This is a genomic window from Streptomyces sp. SID12488 (assembly GCF_010548275.1).
Classification (GTDB): domain Bacteria; phylum Actinomycetota; class Actinomycetes; order Streptomycetales; family Streptomycetaceae; genus Streptomyces.
Genome location: NZ_JAAGLT010000012.1, coordinates 47,139 through 70,519 on the forward strand (window position 1 = coordinate 47,139; position 23,381 = coordinate 70,519).

The window sequence follows — 23,381 nt, forward strand, 5'->3', positions numbered from 1 at the left end:
ATCGGCAATGAGGATCGTAGTGATCGGTGGAACCGGACTCATCGGCTCGAAGCTGGTCGTCAGGCTCAAGGAGCACGGGCACGAGGCGGTCGCCGCCTCGCCCAACACGGGCGTCAACACGCTGACGGGCGAGGGCCTGGCGGCGGTTCTGGAGGGCGCGACGGTCGTGGTCGACGTGTCCAACTCGCCCTCCTTCGAGGACCGGCCCGTCATGGACTTCTTCCACGCCCCCACGACCAACCTCCTCAAGGCGGAGACCGGGGCCGGTGTGACACACCACGTGGCCCTGTCCGTGGTCGGCACACAGCGCCTCCAGGCGAGCGGCTACTTCCGTGCCAAGCAGGTCCAGGAGGAGCTGATCAGGGAGTCCGGCATCCCGTACTCTCTCGCCCACGCCACCCAGTTCTTCGAGTTCGTCGACACGATCGCGGACATGTCCACCGAGGGCGACACCGTGCGGCCGGCCCCCGTCGGGTTCCAGCCCGTCCACTCCGACGACGTGGTCGCGGCCGTCTGCCGTACCGCGGTCGGCACGCCGGTCGACGGCGTGGTGGAGATCGCGGGCCCCGACCGGTTCCGGCTCGACGAGCTCCTGCGCGAGGTTCTCGCCGCCAGGAACGACCCGCGCACAGTCGTCACGGACCCGCACGCCCCGTACTCCGGTGCCGAGCTGCGGGACACCACACTCGTCCCGGGACCGGACGCACACCTCGGCGAGACCGTTTCGCCGACTGGCTCGCGCGTCGGCAGTAGCCCGGGAACGGCAGAGGGGCTGTTTCGGATTGCTCCGAAACAGCCCCTGAGCTGCGACTCTCTCAAATCGGGACGACAGGATTTGAACCTGCGACCCCTTGACCCCCAGTCAAGTGCGCTACCAAGCTGCGCCACGTCCCGGTGCGTCGTCCCGCGGTTGCCCCGCGTGATCACGCGAGCAGAACCCTACCCCACGTCAAGGGCTGGCCCGCAGGCGGCAGGTGGCGCGCGACAATCGGACTATGAGCAGTGCGTCGGAGGGTCGGGCAGCAGTGAGCGGGCGACGGGATCGGGACGGGGAGGGGCGGGCGCGCAACGCGCGGCCACGGGACGGGCTCGGGCGCCCGCTGCCGTACGGCGAGCACGGCGTGGACCGGCAGCCCGAAGGGGTCGTACGCCGTCCCGAGGACAGCGTCGCCGAGGCGCAGGCGCTGCTGGACGCGGGGAAACCGTTCCACGCGCACGAGGTTTTCGAGGACGCCTGGAAGTCGGGGCCGGAGGAGGAGCGCGGCCTGTGGCGGGGACTCGCGCAGCTGGCCGTGGGGCTCACGCACGCCGCGCGCGGGAACGTGACGGGCGGTGTCCGGCTGCTGCGGCGCGGCGCCGACGCGGTCGAGGAGTGGGCAGCCGTGGACGCGCGACCGCAGCCGTACGGCATGGACCTCGCTGGGGTCGTCACGTGGGCGCGGGAGCTGGCGGCGGAGGTGGAGCGCGAGGCGGCGGCCGTCGACGCGGTGGCCCGGGCACCGCGGCTGTCGAGCCGTACGGTCGGCGGTTGACCTGGGACGAAGGCCGCGTTGTCAGTGGTGTGCGGCAGACTCGGGGCGTGCGGAAGATTCATGTCATCGGTATCGGCGCGGGCGACCCCGACCAGCTCACCCTCCAGGCGGTCAGGGTGCTGCGGGACACCGACGTGTTCTTCGTCCTCGACAAGGGCGAGGCCAAGTCCGACCTCGTGCGACTCCGCCGGCACCTGCTCGACACGCATGTGCTGGAAGGGACGTACCGCCTGGTCGAGGTGCGCGATCCGGAGCGGGACCGGACGGCCGGGGGCGCCGCGTACTCTCCCGCGGTCGGGGACTGGCGGCGGGCCCGGGCCGAGATCTACGAGCGGCTGATCGCCGGGGAGCTCGGCGCGGAGGAGAGCGGGGCGTTCCTGGTGTGGGGCGATCCCTCGTTGTACGACAGTACGCTCGGGATTCTGGAGGAGATCCTCGGGCGGGGCGCGGTGGACTTCGAGTACGACGTCGTGCCCGGCATCAGCAGTGTCTCCGCGTTGGTCGCCCGGCATCGCACAGGGCTCAACCGGGTCGCGCGTCCCGTCCAGATCACCACCGGGCGACGGCTCGCCGAGGGGTTTCCGGCGGGGGTCGACGACGTGGTGGTGATGCTGGACGCCCATCAGGCCTTCCGGGAGTACGCCGACGAGGACATCGACATCTACTGGGGTGCCTACATAGGCACCCCGGACGAGATCCTCGTCTCCGGGCCGATCGCCGAGGCGGCACCCCGTATCGAGCGGATGCGTGCCGAGGCCCGTGAGCGCAAGGGCTGGATCATGGACACGTACCTGCTGCGCCGGAACCCCGGGGAGCCCCCGCCCGAGCAGCCGTAGGCACCGGGGCTCGTGCTGGGCACCCCGCCGGACGCCACCCCTTGCACGGGTGTACCACCGGTGTGATCGTGACCTCGTGACAGTCGCCGAGGACACCGCACCGCCCACCGCCGCGCAACCACCTGTGCTGGACTCCCGCCGCCGCAACGTCGTCTTCGTCACGATCATGCTCGGCATGCTGCTGGCCGCCCTGGACCAGACGATCGTCGGCACGGCCCTGCCGACGATCGTGTCGGACCTCGGCGGTGCCGAGCACATGTCGTGGGTGGTGACGTCGTATCTGCTGGCGGAGACCGTGGCCACGGTGCTGGTCGGCAAGTTCGGCGACCTGTTCGGCCGCAAGGTCGTCTTCCAGGTCTCGGCGATCGTCTTCATCACCGGTTCGTTCCTGTGCGGGCTCGCCACGAACATGACGCTGCTGATCGCCTGGCGGGCCATGCAGGGCATCGGGGCGGGCGGGCTGATGGTCACGGCGATGGCCCTGATCGCTGACGTCATCCCGCTGCGGGAGCGCGGCAAGTACCAGGGCGCGATCGGTGCCGTGTTCGGTGTGGCGACGGTGATCGGGCCCCTGCTCGGCGGCCTGTTCACCGACCATCTGACCTGGCGCTGGGCGTTCTACGTCAACGTTCCCATCGCGATCGTGGTCGTGGTCGCGGCGGCCCGCACCATTCCGGTGGTGAAGTCGGCGGTACGCCCGGTCATCGACTATCTGGGCATCGCGTTCGTCGCGATCGGCGCCAGCGCACTGATCCTGGCGACGAGTTGGGGCGGCAACCAGTACGCGTGGGGTTCCGGCGTCATCATCGCGCTGTTCGTCGGCGGCGCGGTCTCGCTCGGCCTGTTCTGCTGGGCGGAGTCCCGCGCGGCCGAACCGATGCTGCCCATGCGGCTGTTCGGCAACCCCGTCTTCACGGTCTGCTCGATCCTCAGCTTCATCGTGGGCTTCGCGATGCTGGGCGCGATGACGTACCTCCCCACCTTCCTCCAGTACGTGGACGGCGACTCGGCGACGGTCTCCGGCGTGCGAACGCTCCCCATGGTGCTGGGTCTGCTGATCGCGTCCGTCTTCAGCGGCAACGTGGTCAGCAAGACCGGCCAGTACCGCTTCTTCCCGGTCATCGGCTCGGCGGTGATGGGCCTGGGCCTGTATCTCCTCTCCCTCATGGACGCGTCGACCAGCACCTGGCTGGCCTCGCTCTACATGTTCGTCCTCGGCACCGGTATCGGCCTGGGCATGCAGGTGCTGACGATCGCCGTGCAGAACACCGTCGAGTACGCCGACCTCGGCACCGCGACCTCCGGCGTCACCTTCTTCCGTACGCTGGGCAGTTCGTTCGGCACCGCGGTCTTCGGCACGCTCTACACCAACTCGCTGACCCCGAACCTCTCCGAGGGCATCGCAGAAGCCGCCCGCACGGGCACGGCGGACCAGGCCACCGTCACCAGGGCGGCCACCAGCCCGGACGGCCTGCACCATCTCCCCGCCAAGGCGGCCGAGCCGATCATCCGCGCGTACGCGGACACCATCCAGACCGTCTTCCTGTGGACCGTGCCGGTCGCACTACTCGGCTTCGTCGTCGCCCTGTTCCTCAAGCAGGTCCAGTTGCGCGACAGCGCGCGGATGGCGTCGACGGACATGGGCGACGGCTTCGCGACGCCTAGCAACCCGGACTCGCGCCGACTGCTGGAAGCCTCCGTCGGCAAGATCATCGGCAGTACGGATCTGGACACCGCGCGCCGGATCGTCAGCGACTCCGACACCCGCCTCGACATCGCGGGCGCCTGGGCCGTGATGCAGGTCGAACTGTTCACCCGCATGGTCGGCCACGCCAGCCTCGGCCTGATCGCCGCCCGCCGTCACATGCCGCCCGAGGTGCTTGTCCCGGTTTTCGACCGCATGGTCGAGGAGGGCTACCTGACCCGCACCGGCTCCTTCTTCTCCCACACCCAGGCGGGCACCCGCGAGGCCGAAGTGATCGGCAATGCCTGGGGCACCTGGCTGGCCGGCCGAGTGGAACAGGATCTCGGCCGCCCCTCGGGCGACGACCTGCGCGCCGCGGTGGACACGATCGCCAAACGCCTCCTGGTGGAGGACCTCAGCAGCAGCCTGCCGAGCCGTCCCGCGGCACTGTCGGGAGCGGGTGGGGGCGCGTCCGGGTCGTAACCTGCGTCGCTGATCAGCGCAGCAGCAATTGCGCCCCGCCCACCACCGTGGCCGCGATCACCAACTGCTCGAACAGCCGTTGGTTGATTCGGCTCACAGCCCATTTGCCGAGAAACGCACCGGGTATCACGAACACCACGAGCGAGGCGTCGAGCAGGAGCGAGTGGCCGTCGATCAGGCCGAGGCCGGCGCTGAAGGGGACTTTCGAGACGTTGACGATCAGGAAGAAGAACGCCGACGTGCCGAGAAAGCCGAGCTTCCGAAAACCGGCCGAGAGGAGATACATCGACATGACCGGGCCACCCGCGTTGGCGACCATCGTCGTGAAGCCGCCGAGGACACCGTAAGAGCGGGCCTTGAGGCGGCCGGCCGGTGTGCTCACCGCGTCCGGTTCGTCGTCCTCCGATTCCGACGCCGCCTCTGCTTCCGCCCGCCGCCTGCGCCACACCGTCACCCCGGCCATGAACAGGAGGATCGCCCCGATCGAGGTCCGTACGACCTTGTCGTCCGCCCACACCAGGAACACGGTGCCGACGACCACGCCCACCGCGACCGCCGGGAACAGCCGCCACAGGGTCGGCCAGTGGGCGTGTCTGCGGTAGGTCAGGACGGCCAGTACGTCCCCCGCGATCAGGATGGGCAGCAGCACACCGGTGGACTCGCGGGCGGGCAGGACGGCCGCGAAGATCGCCAGACTGACCGTGTTGGCCCCGCTGACGGCGGTCTTGGAGAAGCCGACGAGCACCGCCGCGGCGGCCAGCGCGGCGAATTCCCAGTGCGTAATGTGCCAGAGCGTCATCGTGTTCATGCGGACACCGATGCTAGGCCCACCCAACTGCTGCCGTAAGCACCGTCTCGCCAGGTGACCCCTGCCCCACCCCGACGCGTCAGCGTGGACCGGCCGCCCCGCCCCTGGGAAGATCCACACACACCACGCACCCGTTCAATGACGCACCCGGAGAAGCCATGGCCGAGTCCCGCGAGTACGTCCTCACCGGCACCAGGGGCACGATCGCCGTCCACGAGTGGCCCCGCCCCGCCCGCAGCGATTCCGGACGTCCGCTCGACCCACCTCGCTACCTCGCCCTCCTCTCCCACGGGTACGGGGAACACGTGGGCCGCTACGAGGAGCTCGCCGACGTCCTCGTGGCCCACGGCGCGGCTGTTCTCGGCCCCGATCACCAGGGACATGGCCGGTCGGCGGGCGAACGGGCGGTGATCGTGGACTTCGAGGACGTCGTCACCGACCTGCACACTGTCGCCGACCACGCCCGGGCCGCCCACCCGGACATGCCGGTGGTCCTGATCGGCCACTCCGCCGGCGGCCTGATCGCGGCCCGCTACGCCCAGCGGTACGGCGACCAACTCGCCGCGCTCGTCCTTTCCGCGCCCGTGCTCGGCAGCTGGGACCTCCCGGGGCGGCTGCTCGAACTCGACGAGATCCCCGACCAGCCCGTCAACCCGGCCGCGCTGTCCCGCGATCCAGAGGTCGGGGCGGCGTACACGGCCGACCCGCTGGTCTGGCACGGCCCGATGAAACGGCCGACGCTGGAGGCGTTCGTACGGACCCTGGAGACCGTGGCGAAGAGCGGTGACGTCGGACCGCTACCGCTGCTGTGGCTGCACGGCGACGACGACCGGCTCGTCCCGCTCGCCGGGAGCCGCGTAGGCGTCGAGGAACTGCGCGGCACCGACTGGACCGAGCGGATCTTTCCGGGCGCCCGGCACGAAGTCTTCCTGGAGACGGACAGGGCGGCGGCCTTCGCCGAGCTGACCGCCTTCGTGGACCGGGTGCTCGCGCCCCGAGCCGAATGATCACTCTCCTCCACCTGTGCACCTCACCTCCGGTCGTTGATCGCTCCCGGTCGTCCCGGGTGGCCGGTTCCGTCACGTTTCCGTCCCTCCGACCTGGGCACCCGCGTTTCCATGGAGTGGTTGCGGCGAGCAGCCTGCACGGGAGAGGACCCCGAACTGTTCTTCCCCGTGGGCACGAAGGGACCGGCGGTGCGGGACATCGCCGCCGCCAAGCGGGTGTGTGCCCACTGCCCGGTGACCCCGCAGTGCCTGGACTGGGCACTGCGCAGCGGTCAGACCGCGGGCGTGTGGGGCGGCACCTGCGAAGAGGAACGCGCCGCACTGCTCCGTGCCACGAGAGAACGGGTCCGGTAGCGAGAATCCGGACCGCGAAACGAGGAGGAGCACCCCATGACCGTCGTGAAGAGCAGCCTGCCCGAGCCGGAGCGCCGGATCACCGGCGACGCCCTGCAGGCGACCCTGGTGGATCTGCTGGCGCTGTCGCTGATCGGGAAGCAGGCCCACTGGAACATCGTGGGGCCCAGGTTCCGATCGATCCACCTGCACCTCGACGAGGTCGTGACGGTTGCCCGCGCATTCTCCGACACGGTCGCGGAGCGCTCGGCGGCGCTCGGCGTGTCACCGGACGGCCGCCCGGAAACCGTCGCCTCGGCCTCCGTGTTCCAGGGCCCGAAGGACGGCTGGATCCAGGACACGGAGGTCGTCCAGCTCCTCGTCGAGGCACTGGCGACGGCGATCGAGCGTCTGCGTGAACGCATCGGCGCTACGGAGGAAGCCGATCCGGTGACCCAGGACCTGCTGATCGGCATCACGGCCGAACTCGAGAAGCAGCGCTGGATGTTCGAGGCGGAGAACGCGACCCGCGGCGCCTGACCTGGTTCCCTTCTCCTTCGCCTTCGCATCTCCCTCCCTCACCCAGGTCTCCGTAGGCCCTGTCGACCATGCGCGGGCCTGGGGGAAGGAGGGAGATCTCATCCGGGTTGATTGTGCGGCAGGCCTGACAGAAGACCTGCCCCTCGAAACCCTCAATGCCTTCCGGCGCGCAGGGCCATCAGGATCGGCATCTCGGCCAGGTCGACGCCACACGGTTCGGCTCCGAGGCCGTGGGTTGCGCAGTTCAGTGGCGATCTTGGGGCCAACTTCCTCGGTGATGTCCCCGTCCGGGTGGAAGGCGCACGCAGGATGGTGGTCCCGGCGCGGGCGCGCGTGGGCGGGCCGTCCTTGCCGTGGACTGAGTCGAACCAAGGGGTGCAGAGCTGGTGGTGGAGCTGGTCATGGAGCCGGTGGTGCGCGGCAGCGGAGCGAAGTCCCGGAGGACCGGTTCGCCGCCGCGCACCAGCAGCGTGAAGCGGATCAGCTTGTCCATGGCCCGGACGCCGATGTAGGTGAACGTCATGTCGCGAATGTCGGCGAAGCCGGAGCTGAGCATGTCTCCCAGTCGCACACCGGTTTCAGTGCCTGGAGCCTGGACAGCAGATCCCGGTCGTGCCACCGGAGAACTCCGCCGCGTCATGTCTTCCCCGTGGGGAAGAGTGCCCGTACCTCCCACCCCTGCGTCTGTCCGCCCGGGGGCCCCGCGCGGAGGTCACCGCCCAGGGCCGTGACGCGTTCCATGAGGCCGACCAGGCCGAAGCCGCCACCGTGTGCGGCGGCCGGGAGCTGGGTGCCACCCCGGCCGTCGTCGGTCACACCGACCTCCAGTCGTCGGCCGTCGTGGCGGAGCCGGACGGTTATCTCGCCGGCGTCGGCCGCGTGCCGTCGTACGTTCGTCAGTGCCTCCTGCACCACCCGGAAGGCGGCGGCCTGCACCTCGTGCGGGAGGTCGTCCGGCACCGCGGGGTCCCGGTCGAGGGTGACGCGCTGGACCGGGCTCGCGAAGCCGTCCGTCAGTTCCTCGATGCCGGCCAGGTCACCGACGGGTCTGCGGTCGGCGGCCTCCGGGCCGGTGTCCCGCAGCACGCCGACGGTACGGCGCATCGACGCCAGGGCTTCCGTGGCCGCGCGTTCTATGCCCGCGAGGACGTTGTCCAGGTTCTCCGGCTGGGTGGTGGCCATCATCCGGGCCATCTGGGTCTGGACGAGGATGCCGGTGACATGGTGGGCGACGAAGTCGTGCAGGTCGGCGGCGATCGCCACCCGTTCCGCCCGCCGGGTCTCGACAACCGCCACGGCTCGCCGGTAGTCCTGCGAGCGCAGGAACACGGCCAGGCCGCCGACGACGCCGATCAGGACGAGCGCCACCATCATGAAGCCCAGCAGGCTGAACTCGTCGTCCTGATAGAAGCGCGCGGGTGTACCGAGCAGCGCGGCGCCGTTCAGTACCCCGCAGACGACGGCCCATGGCTGGGGACAGTGCCGTACCGCGATGAACAGCAGACTCAGCAGGACGACCGTCTCGCCCGGGCCGAACGAGGCCTGGCTGCCCAGCAGCAGCGAACCCGCCGTGAACAACAGCGAGGCGGCGGCCGGTGCGCCCGTGCGCAGCTGCGGGGTGAGCCAGTCCGGACGCCGCCGGGCGGGCCACAGCAGGGCGGCGAACCCGGGAACCAGGACGACCGCATGCGGCCAGATCGCGTAACCGCTCTCGCTCGCGTTGAGCACGTCAAGGATCCCGGCCATGACCAGGAGCGTGACGACGAAAGCCGTGGCGCAGCTGCGGGACGAATCCGATCTCATGCGAATCACCGTATGCGCGGACGGCCGCGGCCGTATCGGCCGAAAGGTCGAGGCCCGGGTCCGTGAAAGGTGGCCGGACGGCCGAGGCGCGCGCTCCCGCCCGCGGGACAGAGTGGAGCCACTGCCCACCCCGCCCCACCTTCAGGAGTACGAGATGCAGCGCAAAGCCCTCATCAGCGTGATCGCCAGCGCGACAGCCGCGGTCGCGCTGGCCGGCGTCGGAACCCATCTGCTCGCGGGCACCGAGTCGACGAGCTCCTTGGACAAGTACACGACGGTGGCGGTCGACGGCCACAAGGCGCTGGCGGCGGACATCGTCGCGGGTCGCGCCCAGAGCAAGTTCCACCCGCTGCCCTGGGTGGGCACGAAGGTCTCCCGGGTGTCCTGTCCGACCGGGCTGAAGGCCGTGGCCGGCGCGAGCATCACGTGCACGGGCCGCACCGGCACGGGCAAGGACATCGACATACCGGTGACGGTGGTCACGGCGACGAACACCTCCGTGACCTGGAAGTTCGAGCGCTGAGCGGCGACGGGGCAACCGAGGAGAACGAGAAGACCATGAGCACTGTCCTGGCCGGTCTCGGCCTGACCAAGAAGTACGGCTCCACCGTCGCACTGCACGGCGTGGACGTGAAGGTCGGCGTCCGCGAGTCTCTGGCGATCATGGGTCCATCGGGGTCCGGGAAGTCGACCCTCCTGCACACCCTGGCCGGAGTCGTCCGCCCGGACGGCGGCGAGGTTCTGCTGCATCGTGAGCGCATCGACAACCTGGGTGAGAACCGGCTGAGCGCACTGCGTCGCAAGCGGTTCGGATTCGTTTTCCAGTTCGGCCAGTTGCTGCCCGAACTGCCCGCCGAGGAGAACATCGCCCTGCCGCTGATGCTGGACGGCATGTCCCGTGGCCGGGCCGTCTCCCTCGCCCGCCGTTGGTTCGCCCCGCTCGGCCTCGACGGTCTGGAGAAGCGCCGCCCCGGTCAGCTGTCCGGCGGTCAGGCCCAGCGCGTCGCGATAGCCCGCGCGCTGGTCGTCCAGCCCGACGTGGTCTTCGCCGACGAGCCGACCGGCGCGCTGGACCAGGTCACCAGCGAGGAGGTCGTCCTGCTGCTGACCTCGGTCACCCGTGAACAGGGCGCCTCCCTGGTGATGGTCACGCACGACCCGGACGTCGCCGCCCACTGCGACCGCGTCCTCCAGGTCCGCGACGGCCGGATCACGGGCCACCACCAGTACACCGTCGCGCCCTGAGCCTCGGGCACGCCCTGGCGACGCCCTACCCGGCAAGGGGTCCCCACCACGTTGCCCTCCTCTCTCACCGCTGCCTCCCGTCCTCCGCCTCCGCGACGGACCGCTGCCATCGGTACCGCGACCGCCGACGGCTCCGCCCTCCGACGCACTCGCGCCCCTCCTCCGTCCCGCCCCTGATCACCAGCCGCTCCCGTCCCGCCGCGTCCCACATCCCGCATCCCGGCGCCTGCCCGAGCACGGCCTTCTCCGCCCCTTCCGAGTACCCCGGAGCCCTCATGTCCTCGCCCGTCCCACAGTTGACGTGGTTCCTCGCGCGCCGCTCCGGCCGCCGCGGCCTGCACAGCCAGTTGCTGGCGGCCGGCGCCGCGGCCGTCGGTTCGCTGATCCTGCTGGTGCTGACGGCCGCCTTCTTCGGCAGCGGTGCCCGCGCCCACGACACGGCCTGGCGCACCCCGGCCCCCGACCGGCACGGCACCGCCGTACAGACGCTCGGGACGACGTACCTCGGCGACCGCCCGGTCACCGTCGTGGCGCTGGCCCAGTTGCCCGGCCACAAGGCGACTCCGGCGCCCCCGGGGCTGGCCTCGTTCCCCGAGCCGGGGCAGATGTACGTCTCGCCCGCCCTGGCCGATCTGCTGCACAGGACGCCGGCGAACCAACTCGCCGACCGCTTCCCGAAGGTGTCCTCGTACGGCAGGATCGGCGACGGCGGCCTCGCGGCGCCCGAAGAGCTGGTGGCCGTCATAGGGAGGGATGCCTCCGACCCGGCGGTCTCCACCGCGGCCGAACCACTCGGCCTCTTCGGCCAGTTCGGCGGTCAGACCGCACGCGCGGTGGTCTCCGGCTTCGACGGAACCGACGTCAGTGTGTTCACCTCGGCGGACAAGCCCGCGGTGTCGATCGGGGTGGCCATTGTCGCCGTCCCCGTGATCGTGCTCGCCGCAGCCGCCGGACGGCTCGGGGCGGCCCGGCGTGAGCAACGGCTCGCCGCGTTGCGACTTGCCGGGGCGACACCGCGCCAGATCGTCGCGATGACCGGCCTGGAGTCGGCGGTGGTCGGCGCGGCCGGGGCCCTGACGGGCGCGCTGGCGTACTGTCTGCTGCTGCCCGCGCTCGCGGAGATCCCGTTCGGCATCGGCACCTGGTACACCGGCCAGTTGTGGGTGGGGCTGCCCTGGCTGCTGGCGGTCGTGGCGTTCGTGGCCGGTCTCATCGCGGTGAGCGCCATGATGACGTTGCGTCAGGTGGCGATCTCTCCCCTGGGCGTGGCCCAGCAGGCGAACCCGCGCCGTACGCGCCTCGTCCGCCTGGTCCTCTTCGCCGCGGTCCTGATCTACATCTACGTGACGGCCTCGTCGGGCGACGCGAGCGCCCGTCAGCAACTGGCGATGCTGCTCATGTTCTACGGCGCTTTCTGGCTGCTCGGCCCGTGGGTCGTGGACCGACTCGGGCGGATCACGGCCCGCTTCGCCCGCCGCCCGGCGACCCTGCTGGCCGCGCGCCGGCTCAGCGACGACCCGCGCGGCTCCTGGCGCACCGTCAGCGGACTTGTCCTCGCCGGGTTCGTCGCCGGGTTCTTCACCGTGGGCAACGTGAGCATCGACGACTACCGCTTCCCCGGCCAGGTCGCCGTACCCACCACCAGCACCGCCACGGCCCGCACCGCCACCGCCGAGGCCCGCACGCTGCTCCACGCGGCCGGTGTGAAAGCGACCGTCACCACGAGCGACGGCGACGACGGAATACTGTTCGGCACGCCGGGAGTGGTCGTCCACGTCTCCGGCAGCACCTCACAGCTCGACACGGCGGTCACCGCACTGTCGGGCCTGGTGCCCGGCAAGCTCCCTTACACCCAGGCCTATGCCACCGCCGAGAACGATGCCTTCACCGGCCGGCTTGGCGAACTCGGCACCGCCGCCCTCGCCGTCAGCTTCCTCGTCGCGACCGCCTCCGCCGGGCTGACCGCCGCCGCGAACGTCCTCGACCGGCGGCGCGTCTACGCCTTGCTGCGGCTGGCCGGCACCCCGTTGAAGCTCCTGGACCGGGCCAGGTTCCGTGAGACGGTCCTCCCGCTGGTCGTCCTCGCTGGCGGCACCACCGCCGCCGGAATCTACGCCGCCTTCCAGGTCAACAAGCTGTTCGACACCACGATCAGCACCTCCGGCGCGATGACCCTGGCGGTGTGCGTGACCGTGGGCGCACTGACCATGTTCGCGGCGATCGGAGCGAGCAGACCCCTGCTGCGGGCGGTCACGGCGGATGCGGCGCAGACGGCCGACTGAGGACGAAGTGCGACGTCAGGACCGACCACAGGAGGCCAGCTCCCGCCCCTTCCTCTCAGCCTCCCCTCCCCACCCCACCCCACCCCACCCCTGAGGCATGATCGAGCCATGACCGCCGCCCCGCCCAGCCCTCCGATCCGTGTCCTCATCGCGGACGACCAGGACATGGTCCGTACCGGCTTCCGCTTCTTCCTGGACGCCCAGCCCGACATCACCGTGGTCGCCGAGGCCGCCGACGGGGAGGAAGCAGTGACGCTGGCCCGCCGTGAGCGTCCTGACGTGTGCCTGCTGGACATCCGGATGCCCAAGCTCGACGGTCTGGAGGCGACCAGGCTGCTGGCCGGTCCCGGTGTCGCCGACCCGATGCGGGTCGTCGTGGTCACCACCTTCGACCTCGACGAGTACGTGTACGGGGCACTGCGCGGCGGCGCCTGCGGCTTCCTGCTCAAGGACTCGGGGCCCGTCCTCCTCGCGGAGGCGGTACGAGCCGCGGCGGCCGGTGACTCCCTCGTGTCGCCGTCGATCACGGTCCGTCTGCTCCAGCACATCACCGCCCCGCAGGCCACGGCGTCCCGCCCGGCGGCCCCGTCCCCGGTTTCCACGGCAACGCTCAGGGAGCCGCTCACCGACCGGGAGCTCGACGTGGTCCGGCTGGTCGCCCTGGGCCGTACCAACGCCGAGATCGCCTCCGCGTTGTTCGTCTCCCTCTCCACGGTCAAGACGCACCTGTCGAGTGTGCAGGCGAAGCTGGCCGCCCGGAACCGGGTGGAGATCGCGGCCTGGGCATGGCAGAACGGACATGCGCGCCCGGAGGCGTGAGGGTGGCGAGTCACCCGAATGTGGCGCGTTCGACGTGAAGCGGCTATGCAGAAACAGGACGAGTTGAAAGTACGATCAGCAAATGTCTGACATGATCGAAACCACGCCCGGCTGGCTGGCACCCGACGAGCTCGAGCAGTCTCGCGCACGGATGCCGATCCTGTACGTCGAAGCCGTACCGGTGCGCGTCGACGACAACGGCGAAGTCACCAAGATCGGCCTGCTCCTGCGCATCAGTTCGGACGGCACGGTCAGCCGCGCTCTGGTGTCGGGCCGCGTCCTGCACCACGAGCGCGTGCGCGACGCCCTCCTGCGCAACCTGGAGAAGGACCTCGGCCCGGTGGCACTGCCCCGGGTTCCGGCCTCCCCGCAGCCCTTCACCGTCGCGGAGTACTTCCCGACGTTGGGGGTCACCCCGTTCCACGACCCGCGCCAGCACGCGGTGTCGCTCGCCTACATCGTCCCGGTGGCCGGCGACTGCCGTCCCCGCCAGGACGCCCTGGACCTGGTCTGGTTCAGCCCGGAGGAGGCGTCCTCCCCCGTGGTCCAGAACGAGATGCCGGGCGGCCAGGGAGTCCTCCTCAAGCAGGCCCTCGCCCATGTCGGCCGCCTGTCCTGAACAGGGCAGACTGTCAAATCCCAGGAATTACCAAGGTTTCCACATCATTTCCATGGAAATTGAATTCCGAGATTTCGACTGACGGCACACGGGGCCGTGTCAAGTTTCCTTTCATCGGGCGGCGGGGTGGCCGGGGCAACATCCCCGAACACCCCGCCCGCGCGGAACTCCTCCCGTGCACCCCGGTCCAGCGCGCACCGGGACAGGGCGGCCCGACGGCAGCGTCGAGGCGGCGGCCCACACAGCCGACGCGCACGGCTTCATCTCCGCGCTCCCCGACGGGTACGACACCCGCGTCGGCCCCAACTCGGCGCGGCTGTCCGGTGGGCAGTTGCAGCGCCTCGCCATCGCCCGGGCCGTACTGCGCGACGCGCCGGTCCTCGTCTTCGACGAGCCCACAACCGGCCTCGACGCGATCGCCTCCCGCCGCATCGTCGGACCGCTGCGCCGCCTGATGGCCGGCCGCACCACGATCGTGATCACGCACGACCTGGATCTGGCTCCCGACGCGGACCGCATCCTCGTCATCGACCAGGGCCGCGTCGTGGAGACCGGCCGCCACGACGAACTCCTCGCCCTGGGCGGCACCTATACCCGCCTGCACAGCTCCCGAAGGGAGGCCTCCGCCGATCCGGCCGAAGCCTCCCCACCCTCGCTCACGCCTGCCCCGTATGCCGTGGTCGGCGGCCCCGAGGGCTAGTACTACGGCGGACAGGCGTCCTGAGCCCCGACTCCCGAGGGGTTGTCGCCGCTGCCCAGGAGCCGGGCCGCACCGGATTCAGGCGATCTCGACAAGCAGGTCGCCGCCCTCCACCTGCTGGATCCTGTTGATGGCCAGCCTGGTCACCTTCCCGGCCTTCGAGGCGGTGACCGCGGCTTCCATCTTCATCGCCTCGATGGTGGCCACCGTGGCGCCGGCCGCCACCTCGTCCCCCTCGGCGACGGCAAGGGTCACCACTCCGGCGAACGGCGCGGCGACATGCCCGGGGTTGGCCCGGTCCGCCTTCTCCGTCGCCGGGATGTCGGAGGACACGGCGGTGTCGCGCACCTGGATCGGCCGGAGTTGACCGTTCAGCGTGGACATCACGGTGCGCATGCCGCGTTCGTCGGCCTCGCCCACGGCCTCCAGCTCGATGAGCAGCCGTACGCCCGGTTCGAGGTCGACGGCGTACTCCGTCCCGGGACGGAGCCCGTAGAAAAAGTCCTTGCTGGCCAGCACGCTGGTGTCGCCGTAGGTCTGACGGTGCGTCTCGTACTCGCGCGTCGGCCCGGGGAACAGCAGCCGGTTGAGTGTCGCCCGCCGGTCCTTGGCCAGCCCTGTGCGGTCGTCCGCGGTCAGTTCCGCCATGGGCTTGGCGGCTGCGCGGCCCTCCAGCGCCTTGGTGCGGAACGGCTCCGGCCAGCCGCCGGGCGGGTTGCCCAGCTCGCCGCGCAGGAAGCCGATGACGGAGTCGGGGATGTCGAACCTGTTCGGCGTCGCCTCGAAGTCGTCCGGCGAGACGTCGGCTCCGACGAGGTGGAGTGCGAGATCGCCGACCACCTTCGACGAAGGGGTGACCTTCACCAGCCGGCCGAGGATCCGGTCGGCGGCGGCGTACATCGCCTCGATCGCCTCGAAGCGGTCGCCGAGGCCCAGCGCGACCGCCTGGGTGCGCAGGTTGGACAGCTGCCCACCGGGGATCTCGTGGTGGTAGACGCGCCCGGTCGGCGAGGCGAGGCCCGCCTCGAACGGTGCGTAGATCTTCCGGACGCTCTCCCAGTACGGCTCCAGGTCACCCACGGCCTTCAGGCTCAGCCCGGTGGGCCGCTCTGAGTAGTCGGTTGCGGCGACGATGCCCGACAACGACGGCTGCGAGGTGGTGCCCGCCATCGACGCCACCGCACCGTCGACCGCGTCCGCACCGGCCTGGATCGCCGCGAGGTAGGTGGCGAGCTGGCCGCCCGCCGTGTCGTGGGTGTGGATGTGCACCGGCAGGTCGAACTCACGGCGCAGCGCCGATACCAGGGTCGCGGCGGCCGGGGCCCTGAGCAGGCCCGCCATGTCCTTGACGGCCAGGATGTGCGCGCCCGCGTCGACGATCTGCTCGGCCAGCCGGAGGTAGTAGTCCAGGGTGTACAGCCGCTCGGACGGGTCGGACAGGTCTGACGTGTAGCACAGGGCGACCTCCGCGATCGCCGTTCCCGTCTCGCGTACGGCGTCGATGGCGGGCCGCATCTGCCCGACGTCGTTGAGCGCGTCGAAGATCCGGAAGATGTCGATGCCGGTGGCCGCGGCCTCCTGGACGAAGGCGTCGGTCACCTCGGTCGGGTACGGCGTGTAGCCCACGGTGTTCCGGCCGCGCAGCAGCATCTGCAGACAGATGTTCGGCACGGCCTCGCGCAGGGCGGCCAGGCGGTCCCAGGGGTCCTCGGCGAGGAAGCGGAGCGCGACGTCATAGGTGGCGCCGCCCCAGCACTCCAGGGACAGCAGTTCGGGCAGGGTCCGCGCCACCACCGGGGCGATGGCGAGCATGTCCTTGGTACGGACCCGAGTGGCCAGCAGTGACTGGTGGGCGTCGCGGAACGTGGTGTCGGTGACGCCGATGGTCGGTGACTCGCGCAGCCATCGGGCGAAGCCCTCCGGGCCGAGTTCGACGAGCCGCTGCCGGGAGCCGGCGGGCGGTTCCGCGCTCGGCAGGGGAGGGATCTTGCCGACCGGGTCGATCAGCTCGGGCCGCTCGCCGTGCGGCTTGTTCACCGTGATGTCGGCGAGGTAGGTGAGCAGTTTCGTGCCTCGGTCGGCGGAGTGACGTGCCGTGAGCAGGTGCGGTCGTCGCTCGATGAACGATGTCGTGACCCGGCCGGCCCGGAAGTCCGCGTCGTCGAGCACGGCCTGCAGGAACGGGATGTTCGTGGCCACGCCGCGGATCCGGAACTCGGCCACGGCACGCCGGGCCCTGCTGATCGCGGTCTCGAAGTCGCGGCCCCGGCAGGTGAGTTTGACCAGCATCGAGTCGAAGTGCGCGCTGATCTCCGTACCGGCGTGGGTGGTGCCGCCGTCCAGCCGGATGCCGGAGCCGCCGGGCGAGCGGTAGGCGCTGATCCGGCCGGTGTCCGGGCGGAAGCCGTTGGCGGGGTCCTCGGTGGTGATACGGCACTGGAGTGCGGCCCCGTGCAGGGTGACGGTCTCCTGGGAGAGCCCCAGGTCGGCGAGTGTCTCGCCGGAGGCGATGCGCAGCTGGGACTGCACGAGGTCGACGTCGGTGACCTCCTCGGTCACCGTGTGTTCGACCTGGATGCGCGGGTTCATCTCGATGAAGACGTGGTTGCCGTCGCGGTCGAGCAGGAACTCCACGGTGCCCGCGTTGCGGTAGCCGATCTCCCGGGCGAACCGCACGGCGTCGGCGCAGATCCGGTCACGCAGTTCCGGGTCGAGGTTCGGCGCGGGGGCCAGTTCGATCACCTTCTGGTGGCGCCGCTGCACCGAACAGTCGCGCTCGAAGAGGTGAATGACGTTGCCCTGCCCGTCGGCGAGGATCTGCACCTCGATGTGACGGGGTTCGACGACCGCCTTCTCCAGGAAGACCGTGGAGTCCCCGAACGCGGAGGCCGCCTCGCGGGCCGCGGCCTCGATGGACTCGCGCAGCTGGGCGGGTTCCTCGACCCGCCGCATGCCGCGCCCGCCACCGCCGGCGACTGCCTTGACGAACACCGGGAAGCCGACCTCCTCGGCGGCGCGGACGAGTTCGTCCACATCGGCGGAGGGCGCCGAGGAGGCCAGCACCGGTACTCCGGCGGCGCGGGCGGCGGCCACCGCACTCGCCTTGTTGCCGGTGAGTTCCAGCGTGTCGGCGCTGGGCCCGACGAAGGTGATGCCGGCTGCCTCGCAGGCGCTCGCCAGATCGGGGTTCTCCGAGAGGAACCCGTAGCCGGGGTACACGGCGTCCGCGCCCGCCTGTCGTGCGGCGCGGATGATCTCCTCCACGGAGAGGTACGCCCGGACGGGGTGTCCCGGCCGGCCGATCTCGTAGGCCTCGTCGGCCTTCAACCGATGCAGTGAATTGCGGTCCTCGTGCGGGAAGACGGCCACGGTCCTCGCGCCCAGCTCATAGCTGGCGCGGAACGCGCGAATCGCGATCTCACCTCGGTTGGCGACCAGCACCTTGCGGAACATCCTGGATCCCTTCAGCCTGCCGGTGACGCGCCCCATGGTGTCGGCCCGGCCCGGCTCGCGCCATGTGAGCCGGGCCACTTACCCCCGCCGGGGCCGCGTTCAGTGGAGATCGGCCCCGGCAGGGGTGTCGTCCAGGAAGCCGCCCGACTGGTGCTGCCACAGCTTCGCGTAGGCACCCTCCGTCGCGAGCAGTTCCTGGTGCGTGCCCTGCTCGACGATCCGTCCGCGGTCGAGGACGACCAGTCGGTCCATGGTGGCGACCGTGCTCAGCCGGTGCGCCACCACGAGCGCCGTACGGCCCTCCATGAGCCGCCACAGGGCCTCCTGAACGAGGATCTCGCTCTCGGAGTCCAGGGCGCTGGTGGCCTCGTCCAGCAGCAGGATCGGGGCGTCGCGCAGGATCGCCCGGGCCAGGGCGACCCGTTGGCGCTGACCGCCGGACAGCTTGACTCCGCGCTCGCCCACCATGGTGTCGAAGCCGTCCGGCAGCGCGTCTGCGAACTCCGTGACGTGCGCCGCCTCGGCCGCGCGGCGGATCTCGGCGTCGGTGGCGTCCGGCCTGGCGAACGCGATGTTGTCCCGCAGCGTGCGGTGGAACATCGCCGGGTCCTGCGGCACGTAGGCGATCAGGCCGCGCAGGTCCGCCTGGCGCAGTCGGCTGATGTCCTGGCCCCCGATCATGATCCGGCCGGCGTCGATGTCCGTCATCCGCAGCAGCAGCCGGCTGAGCGTGGTCTTGCCCCCGCCGGAACGGCCGACGAGGCCGATCTTCGCCCCGCTGGGCACCGCCAGGTCAAGGCCCTCGAAGAGCGGAGCGGCGCCCGCGTGGGCGAAGGTCACGTTGTCGAAGCGGACGTCGGCGGCCCGGGACTCAAAGGCCTCCGGCGCGGCCGGGTCGAGCACGGTCGGCGACGTCAGCAGCAGTTCGGTGAATTGCGCGGCCTCCGTCATCGAGCTTTCCAGCCGGCGGTAGATCTGGTTGAACTCGAACATGATCCGCGTGGCGTTCGAGTAGTACGTGAAGGCGACCACGACCGTCTCCACGCCGTGTCCGCCCCCGGCGAGAGTGACCGCGAGCAGCAGACCCAGGGCGTTGGTCAGTACGGACAGCGGCGCGACCAGTGTGTCGATGCGCAGGTTGCCGTAGTCCCACGACCTCAGCATGAGCCGCCGCGAAGCCGCGACCCGGGACCGGTGCTCGGCGGCCTCACGCTCCTCGGCGGCGAACGCCCGGACCGTGTCCATGTTCATCAGGCTGTCGGCGACATGGCCCGACACCCGGGCGATCGCCTCCTCGCGCTTGGCGACGAGCGCCTGGCGACGCCGGATGAGGGGCACCACGCACAGCCCCGTCAGGGCGAGCATCGCCAACAGGCCGACCACGAGCAGCGGTTCGTAGCGCCACAGCACCACCGACCCGAACACCAGTGGCACCAGACTGCCCACGAGCTGGAAGGTCAGCGTGTCGACGAACTCCTCGAACCGGGAGGCGAAGCTCAGGACGCGCTTGGTCAGCGACCCGGCGAAGTTGTCGTGGAAGAACGCGGCGTCCTTGGCGAACAACTCGTCCATGCCGATCACGTACAGGTGCTCGATGCCACGAGCGTCGACGCGGTTCAGGCAGTGCAGGCCCAGGCGCCACAGCACCTCCGAGAACAGCATGACGCCGGCGAAGGCGAGAACGTAGGGCATGGCCGAGCCGGCGGTGATGCTGCCCTCGTCGGCGATTCGGCCGACGAGTTTCGCGACGATCAGTGGCGCGATGTAGGCGAGGCCGATGTTGCCGAGCGCCGGCAGCAACATCGCGGGGAGCGTAAGCCGCCTGAGGCGGGCCAACTCCCGTACGTAATATCGAAGCGCGAGGAGCACCGGCCCTTTGCCCGGTGGGACCTCGCGAGATTCGGACGATCCCATTCTCACCCTGTGTCGTCGTAGGGCGGCCCGCCACACGCTGTCGCCGGGGTCGTCCCGGCAGACGGGCACGACGACGGAGCCCCCGCGAGGTTCGCGGCGGCGCCGAAGTGTGCGTACGGGCAGGCCAGAAGTCCCAGTGTCCCGCGACGGCGCCCGCGTGGTCCAAGCGTTTTTCTCGGCCAACAGCAGGCCCGAACACGGATACGAGCCCAGACCGGACGGGTGCGAACACGGGTACGAGCTCAGGCCGGACAGGCCCGTTTATCCTTCGACCGTGGCTGACACCGACACCGACACCGCCCCGATGCGGCTTCCCGACATGCCGCTGCACGATCCGTTCGTCGTCGCCGACGAGAAGACCCGCACCTACTACCTCTACACGTCCAACGACCCGTCCGTATCAGGCGTGGACGGCACCGGCACGATGGTCTACCGCAGCCACGACCTGCGCGACTGGACGCGCCCTGTGGTGGTCTTCCTGGCTGCCGAGCAGAAGGAGATGTGGGCTACCGACGGCGGCTGGGCGCCGGAGGTCCACGAATGGGACGGCAGGTACTACCTGTTCACCACGCTGCACAACCAGGACAGGCCGCTTCCGGTGCCTCCGCCCAACCGGTGGGGTACGCCGTTCCAGATCCCCGCCTACATGCGCGGCACGATCACTGCCGTCTCCTCCTCGCCGCTGGGCCCGTTCACCGTCGTCGACCCCGCACGCCCCACCCCGCCCGCGAACCTCATGACGCTCGACGGCACGCTCCACGTCGACCCGGCCGGACAGCCGTGGATGGTGTACGCGCACGAGTGGCTGCAGACCATCGACGGAACCATGGAGGCGATCCGGCTGGCCCCGGACCTGTCCCGGACGATCGGGGATCCGGTCTTCCTGTTCAAGGCCTCGGACGCGTCCTGGCTGACTGAGGAGATCCCCGGCGGCCTGCCGAACCAGCTCCCGCCGTACATCACCGACGGTCCTCAGCTCCACCGCACCCCTGACGGGTCGCTGCTCATGCTGTGGTCGACGTACGAGAAGAACGTAGTCGGCGCGGACGGGAACATCAGCGGCGGCTACGTGCAGACGTACGCCGTCTCGGAGTCCGGCACCATCACGGGGCCGTGGCGGCAGCACCGGCCGTTGGTCCGCGACGACAGCGGTCACGGCATGCTCTTCCACACGTTCGACGGCAGGCTGATGATGGTTCTCCACCGCCCCTTCGAGAACGCGCGGGGCAAGCTGTACGAGATGGAGATCGTCGGCGATGAGCTGCGGGTGCTCCGCCGGCGAGCCGACCTCGACGGCGGCGGCTGACACCGCTGCGCGGAAACGCCGGAGGCCGTTCTCCCATTGCTGGGAGAACGGCCTCCGACCTCCGACTTCACAAGTCGGGACGACAGGATTTGAACCTGCGACCCCTTGACCCCCAGTCAAGTGCGCTACCAAGCTGCGCCACGTCCCGATGCTGTCTGACCTGGGATTTCCCCTGGCCGAACACGCAGGGAAACAATACCGCACTCGGGTCGATGGTCGCGCACTCCTTTATTCGCACTTCAGGCCCTTGACCTCAAGTTTGGTCGAGGTCGCACGATCGTCCTCATGACAGCCACAGCCACGCACGTCGACACGTCCGAGACACGCGACGCACACGCCATCCACGGCACACACGACCGCCACGAGTACGCCGGGCTGACCGGGCTCATGGGGCTGATGACCGGCGACGAGAAGCACGGGCCGGCGGCGACCTCCACGCTGGACGTGCTCTGGGTCCTCTACGACCGGGTCCTGCGGGTCGGCCCCGGGCGGATGACGGACCCCGGGCGGGACCGGTTCCTGCTGTCCAAGGGGCACGGGCCCATGGCGTACTACGCGGTACTCGCCGCCAAGGGCTTTCTGCCCGTGGACTGGCTGCCGGGCTTCGGCGCGTACGACTCGCCGCTGGGCCACCACCCCGACCGGGTGCTGGTGCCGGGGGCCGAGATCGGCAGCGGCTCGCTCGGGCACGGTCTGCCGATCGCCGTGGGTTCGGCGCTGGGGCTGCGCGCCCAGGGGCTCGACGGGCCCGCGGTGTGGGTGCTGATCGGCGACGCCGAACTGGACGAGGGCAGCAACCACGAGGCGATCGCCTTCGCCGGTCCCGCCGGCCTCGAACGCCTGCACACCGTCGTCGTCGACAACTCGTCGGCGAGCCACGCCCGGCCGGGTGGGATCGCCGCCCGCTTCGAGGCGGCGGGCTGGTCCACGGCGGCGGTCGACGGTCGTGACCACGACGCCCTGTACGCCGCCTTCACCACGCCGCACCCCGGCCGCCCGCACGTGGTCGTGGCGCGGGTCGAACCGAAGTCCGACTGACCCCGGCACGCCCGACCTGTCCGACCCGTCACACCGGCCCGCCTCACCGATCCGAAGGGATCCAATCCCCCATGGACACCATGCGTGACCGCTTCGCCCCCGTCCTGACCAGGCTGCTCGACGAGGACCCACGCGTCGCCGTCGTCCTCGCCGAGATCGGCGCCGCCACTTTCGCCCAGGCGCGCGCCCGGCATCCCGACCGGGTGATCAACGTGGGCATCCGCGAGCAGTTGCTCATCGGTGCGGGCGCGGGCCTGGCGCTCACCGGGATGCGTCCCGTCGTGCACACGTTCGCGAGCTTCCTCGTGGAGCGCCCCTTCGAGCAGGTCAAGCTCGACCTCGGCCACCAGGACGTCGGCGCCGTGCTCGTGAGCGCGTCCGCCTCCTTCGACTGGCCGGCGGGCGGCTACACGCACATGGCACCCGGTGACGTGGCCCTCCTCGACACCCTGGACGGCTGGACCGTCCAGGTACCGGGGCATCCCGACGAGGCCGAGACGCTGCTGCGGCACGCGGTCGCCGCGGGCGACGACAAGGTGTACGTACGGCTGTCGACGCAGTCCAACACGGACGGGCTCGCGGTCGACGGGGAACGGCTCCTCACCGTCCGCGAGGGCCACTCCGGTGTCGTGATCGCCGTCGGGCCGATGCTCGACGCGGTGCTCGCCGCCACGGAAGGGCTCGACGTCACAGTCCTGTACGCGACGACCGTACGGCCCTTCGACACGGCCGCGCTGCGCCGGGCCACGGAGGCGGCGGGCACCGATGTCGTCCTCGTCGAGCCGTACCTCGCGGGCACGTCGACAGCCGTCGTGAACGACGCGCTCTCCGACGTCCCCCACCGGGTGCTGGGCCTCGGCGTGGGCCGCCGAGAACTCCGCCGATACGGGGACATCGAGGAGCATGTCGCCGCGCACGGGCTCGACGCACGGACGCTCCGGGAGCGGATCCGGGGGTTCATCGCCTGAGTTCGCATTCC

Annotated in this window: 20 protein-coding genes, 2 tRNA genes and 1 pseudogene; 16 read left to right on the top strand and 7 right to left on the bottom strand. The window is 70.5% G+C overall.

Annotated features, from left to right (window positions below):
* Positions 1-324: 324 nt before the first annotated feature.
* The gene (locus G3I56_RS19855) at positions 325-639 is read right to left on the bottom strand and encodes a hypothetical protein (protein WP_164410712.1); all 315 of its coding nucleotides are present in this window, start codon (positions 637-639) and stop codon (positions 325-327) included.
* A 181-nt stretch (positions 640-820) separates the two neighbouring features.
* Positions 821-894: transfer RNA gene (locus tag G3I56_RS19860), tRNA-Pro, on the bottom strand.
* 101 nt (positions 895-995) lie between these two features.
* On the opposite strand from G3I56_RS19860, the gene G3I56_RS19865 reads away from it, so the two are divergent.
* From G3I56_RS19865 to G3I56_RS19875, 3 genes are all read left to right on the top strand, one after another.
* Positions 996-1,532, top strand: coding sequence for a DUF309 domain-containing protein (locus G3I56_RS19865; protein ID WP_164410714.1), 537 nt, complete (start codon positions 996-998; stop codon positions 1,530-1,532).
* Between the two features lie 47 nt (positions 1,533-1,579).
* Positions 1,580-2,368, top strand: coding sequence for a precorrin-6A synthase (deacetylating) (cobF, locus tag G3I56_RS19870; RefSeq protein ID WP_164410716.1), 789 nt, complete (start codon positions 1,580-1,582; stop codon positions 2,366-2,368).
* Between the two features lie 76 nt (positions 2,369-2,444).
* Positions 2,445-4,535, top strand: a complete 2,091-nt coding sequence (locus G3I56_RS19875) for an MDR family MFS transporter (RefSeq protein WP_164410718.1) — start codon at positions 2,445-2,447, stop codon at positions 4,533-4,535.
* 13 nt (positions 4,536-4,548) lie between these two features.
* Here G3I56_RS19875 and G3I56_RS19880 read toward each other — a convergent pair whose 3' ends face one another.
* Positions 4,549-5,343: a sulfite exporter TauE/SafE family protein gene (locus G3I56_RS19880; protein ID WP_164410720.1), complete on the bottom strand. Its 795-nt coding sequence runs from the start codon at positions 5,341-5,343 to the stop codon at positions 4,549-4,551.
* 158 nt (positions 5,344-5,501) lie between these two features.
* Here G3I56_RS19880 and G3I56_RS19885 point away from each other — a divergent pair, with 158 nt between their 5' ends.
* The 4 genes from G3I56_RS19885 to G3I56_RS44765 all read left to right on the top strand — a co-directional run bounded on the left by G3I56_RS19885 (position 5,502) and on the right by G3I56_RS44765 (position 7,735).
* On the top strand, positions 5,502-6,350 hold the full coding sequence (locus G3I56_RS19885) for an alpha/beta hydrolase (protein ID WP_164410722.1): 849 nt from the start codon (positions 5,502-5,504) through the stop codon (positions 6,348-6,350).
* A gap of 111 nt (positions 6,351-6,461) precedes the next feature.
* Entirely contained in the window at positions 6,462-6,704 is a 243-nt protein-coding gene (locus tag G3I56_RS19890; protein ID WP_164410724.1) for a WhiB family transcriptional regulator, read from the top strand.
* Positions 6,705-6,740: 36 nt separating this feature from the next.
* Positions 6,741-7,223: a DNA starvation/stationary phase protection protein gene (locus G3I56_RS19895; protein WP_164410726.1), complete on the top strand. Its 483-nt coding sequence runs from the start codon at positions 6,741-6,743 to the stop codon at positions 7,221-7,223.
* Between the two features lie 386 nt (positions 7,224-7,609).
* The gene (locus G3I56_RS44765) at positions 7,610-7,735 is read left to right on the top strand and encodes a hypothetical protein (protein WP_275406763.1); all 126 of its coding nucleotides are present in this window, start codon (positions 7,610-7,612) and stop codon (positions 7,733-7,735) included.
* A gap of 124 nt (positions 7,736-7,859) precedes the next feature.
* Here the strand turns inward: G3I56_RS44765 and G3I56_RS19900 are convergent, their stop codons facing one another.
* A complete protein-coding gene (locus G3I56_RS19900; RefSeq protein WP_164410728.1) occupies positions 7,860-9,026 on the bottom strand; it encodes a histidine kinase in 1,167 nt (388 codons plus the stop codon).
* Between the two features lie 154 nt (positions 9,027-9,180).
* Here G3I56_RS19900 and G3I56_RS19905 point away from each other — a divergent pair, with 154 nt between their 5' ends.
* From G3I56_RS19905 to G3I56_RS19930, 6 genes and pseudogenes are all read left to right on the top strand, one after another.
* Positions 9,181-9,549 carry a DUF4333 domain-containing protein gene (locus G3I56_RS19905; RefSeq protein WP_164410730.1) on the top strand — a complete coding sequence of 123 codons (369 nt, stop codon included), beginning with the start codon at positions 9,181-9,183 and terminating at the stop codon, positions 9,547-9,549.
* A 35-nt stretch (positions 9,550-9,584) separates the two neighbouring features.
* Entirely contained in the window at positions 9,585-10,271 is a 687-nt protein-coding gene (locus G3I56_RS19910) for an ABC transporter ATP-binding protein (RefSeq protein WP_164410732.1), read from the top strand.
* Positions 10,272-10,546: 275 nt separating this feature from the next.
* Complete coding sequence (locus tag G3I56_RS19915; protein WP_164410734.1) at positions 10,547-12,553, top strand: FtsX-like permease family protein; 2,007 nt, start codon at positions 10,547-10,549, stop codon at positions 12,551-12,553.
* A gap of 108 nt (positions 12,554-12,661) precedes the next feature.
* On the top strand, positions 12,662-13,372 hold the full coding sequence (locus tag G3I56_RS19920; RefSeq protein WP_164410736.1) for a response regulator transcription factor: 711 nt from the start codon (positions 12,662-12,664) through the stop codon (positions 13,370-13,372).
* A 91-nt stretch (positions 13,373-13,463) separates the two neighbouring features.
* Positions 13,464-13,991 (top strand): NUDIX hydrolase family protein, encoded by a 528-nt coding sequence (locus G3I56_RS19925; RefSeq protein WP_164313498.1) that lies wholly within the window; start codon positions 13,464-13,466, stop codon positions 13,989-13,991.
* A gap of 223 nt (positions 13,992-14,214) precedes the next feature.
* Positions 14,215-14,691 (top strand): annotated as a pseudogene (locus G3I56_RS19930) (ATP-binding cassette domain-containing protein); the annotation flags it as partial.
* 78 nt (positions 14,692-14,769) lie between these two features.
* Here the strand turns inward: G3I56_RS19930 and G3I56_RS19935 are convergent.
* Positions 14,770-18,144, bottom strand: a complete 3,375-nt coding sequence (locus tag G3I56_RS19935; RefSeq protein ID WP_164410980.1) for a pyruvate carboxylase — start codon at positions 18,142-18,144, stop codon at positions 14,770-14,772.
* Between the two features lie 99 nt (positions 18,145-18,243).
* On the bottom strand, positions 18,244-20,058 hold the full coding sequence (locus tag G3I56_RS19940) for an ABC transporter ATP-binding protein (protein WP_164410738.1): 1,815 nt from the start codon (positions 20,056-20,058) through the stop codon (positions 18,244-18,246).
* A gap of 304 nt (positions 20,059-20,362) precedes the next feature.
* On the opposite strand from G3I56_RS19940, the gene G3I56_RS19945 reads away from it, so the two are divergent.
* A complete protein-coding gene (locus G3I56_RS19945; RefSeq protein ID WP_164410982.1) occupies positions 20,363-21,364 on the top strand; it encodes a glycoside hydrolase family 43 protein in 1,002 nt (333 codons plus the stop codon).
* A 74-nt stretch (positions 21,365-21,438) separates the two neighbouring features.
* Here the strand turns inward: G3I56_RS19945 and G3I56_RS19950 are convergent.
* Positions 21,439-21,512, bottom strand: a tRNA-Pro gene (locus tag G3I56_RS19950).
* A 239-nt stretch (positions 21,513-21,751) separates the two neighbouring features.
* On the opposite strand from G3I56_RS19950, the gene G3I56_RS19955 reads away from it, so the two are divergent.
* Positions 21,752-22,402 (top strand): transketolase, encoded by a 651-nt coding sequence (locus tag G3I56_RS19955; RefSeq protein WP_164410984.1) that lies wholly within the window; start codon positions 21,752-21,754, stop codon positions 22,400-22,402.
* Positions 22,403-22,473: 71 nt separating this feature from the next.
* Positions 22,474-23,370, top strand: a complete 897-nt coding sequence (locus G3I56_RS19960) for a transketolase C-terminal domain-containing protein (RefSeq protein WP_164410740.1) — start codon at positions 22,474-22,476, stop codon at positions 23,368-23,370.
* The last annotated feature ends 11 nt before the right edge of the window (positions 23,371-23,381 follow it).

What these genes read in the sequence shown, in the direction of transcription:
- G3I56_RS19865 (WP_164410714.1), top strand. Translation starts at nt 996, where the DNA reads ATGAGCAGTGCGTCGGAGGGTCGGGCAGCAGTGAGCGGGCGACGGGAT.
- G3I56_RS19880 (WP_164410720.1), bottom strand. Translation starts at nt 5,343, where the DNA reads ATGAACACGATGACGCTCTGGCACATTACGCACTGGGAATTCGCCGCG.
- G3I56_RS19885 (WP_164410722.1), top strand. Translation starts at nt 5,502, where the DNA reads ATGGCCGAGTCCCGCGAGTACGTCCTCACCGGCACCAGGGGCACGATC.
- G3I56_RS19890 (WP_164410724.1), top strand. Translation starts at nt 6,462, where the DNA reads ATGGAGTGGTTGCGGCGAGCAGCCTGCACGGGAGAGGACCCCGAACTG.
- G3I56_RS19895 (WP_164410726.1), top strand. Translation starts at nt 6,741, where the DNA reads ATGACCGTCGTGAAGAGCAGCCTGCCCGAGCCGGAGCGCCGGATCACC.
- G3I56_RS19900 (WP_164410728.1), bottom strand. Translation starts at nt 9,026, where the DNA reads ATGAGATCGGATTCGTCCCGCAGCTGCGCCACGGCTTTCGTCGTCACG.
- G3I56_RS19905 (WP_164410730.1), top strand. Translation starts at nt 9,181, where the DNA reads ATGCAGCGCAAAGCCCTCATCAGCGTGATCGCCAGCGCGACAGCCGCG.
- G3I56_RS19910 (WP_164410732.1), top strand. Translation starts at nt 9,585, where the DNA reads ATGAGCACTGTCCTGGCCGGTCTCGGCCTGACCAAGAAGTACGGCTCC.
- G3I56_RS19915 (WP_164410734.1), top strand. Translation starts at nt 10,547, where the DNA reads ATGTCCTCGCCCGTCCCACAGTTGACGTGGTTCCTCGCGCGCCGCTCC.
- G3I56_RS19920 (WP_164410736.1), top strand. Translation starts at nt 12,662, where the DNA reads ATGACCGCCGCCCCGCCCAGCCCTCCGATCCGTGTCCTCATCGCGGAC.
- G3I56_RS19925 (WP_164313498.1), top strand. Translation starts at nt 13,464, where the DNA reads ATGATCGAAACCACGCCCGGCTGGCTGGCACCCGACGAGCTCGAGCAG.
- G3I56_RS19935 (WP_164410980.1), bottom strand. Translation starts at nt 18,144, where the DNA reads ATGTTCCGCAAGGTGCTGGTCGCCAACCGAGGTGAGATCGCGATTCGC.
- G3I56_RS19940 (WP_164410738.1), bottom strand. Translation starts at nt 20,058, where the DNA reads ATGGGATCGTCCGAATCTCGCGAGGTCCCACCGGGCAAAGGGCCGGTG.
- G3I56_RS19945 (WP_164410982.1), top strand. Translation starts at nt 20,363, where the DNA reads ATGCGGCTTCCCGACATGCCGCTGCACGATCCGTTCGTCGTCGCCGAC.
- G3I56_RS19955 (WP_164410984.1), top strand. Translation starts at nt 21,752, where the DNA reads ATGGGGCTGATGACCGGCGACGAGAAGCACGGGCCGGCGGCGACCTCC.
- G3I56_RS19960 (WP_164410740.1), top strand. Translation starts at nt 22,474, where the DNA reads ATGGACACCATGCGTGACCGCTTCGCCCCCGTCCTGACCAGGCTGCTC.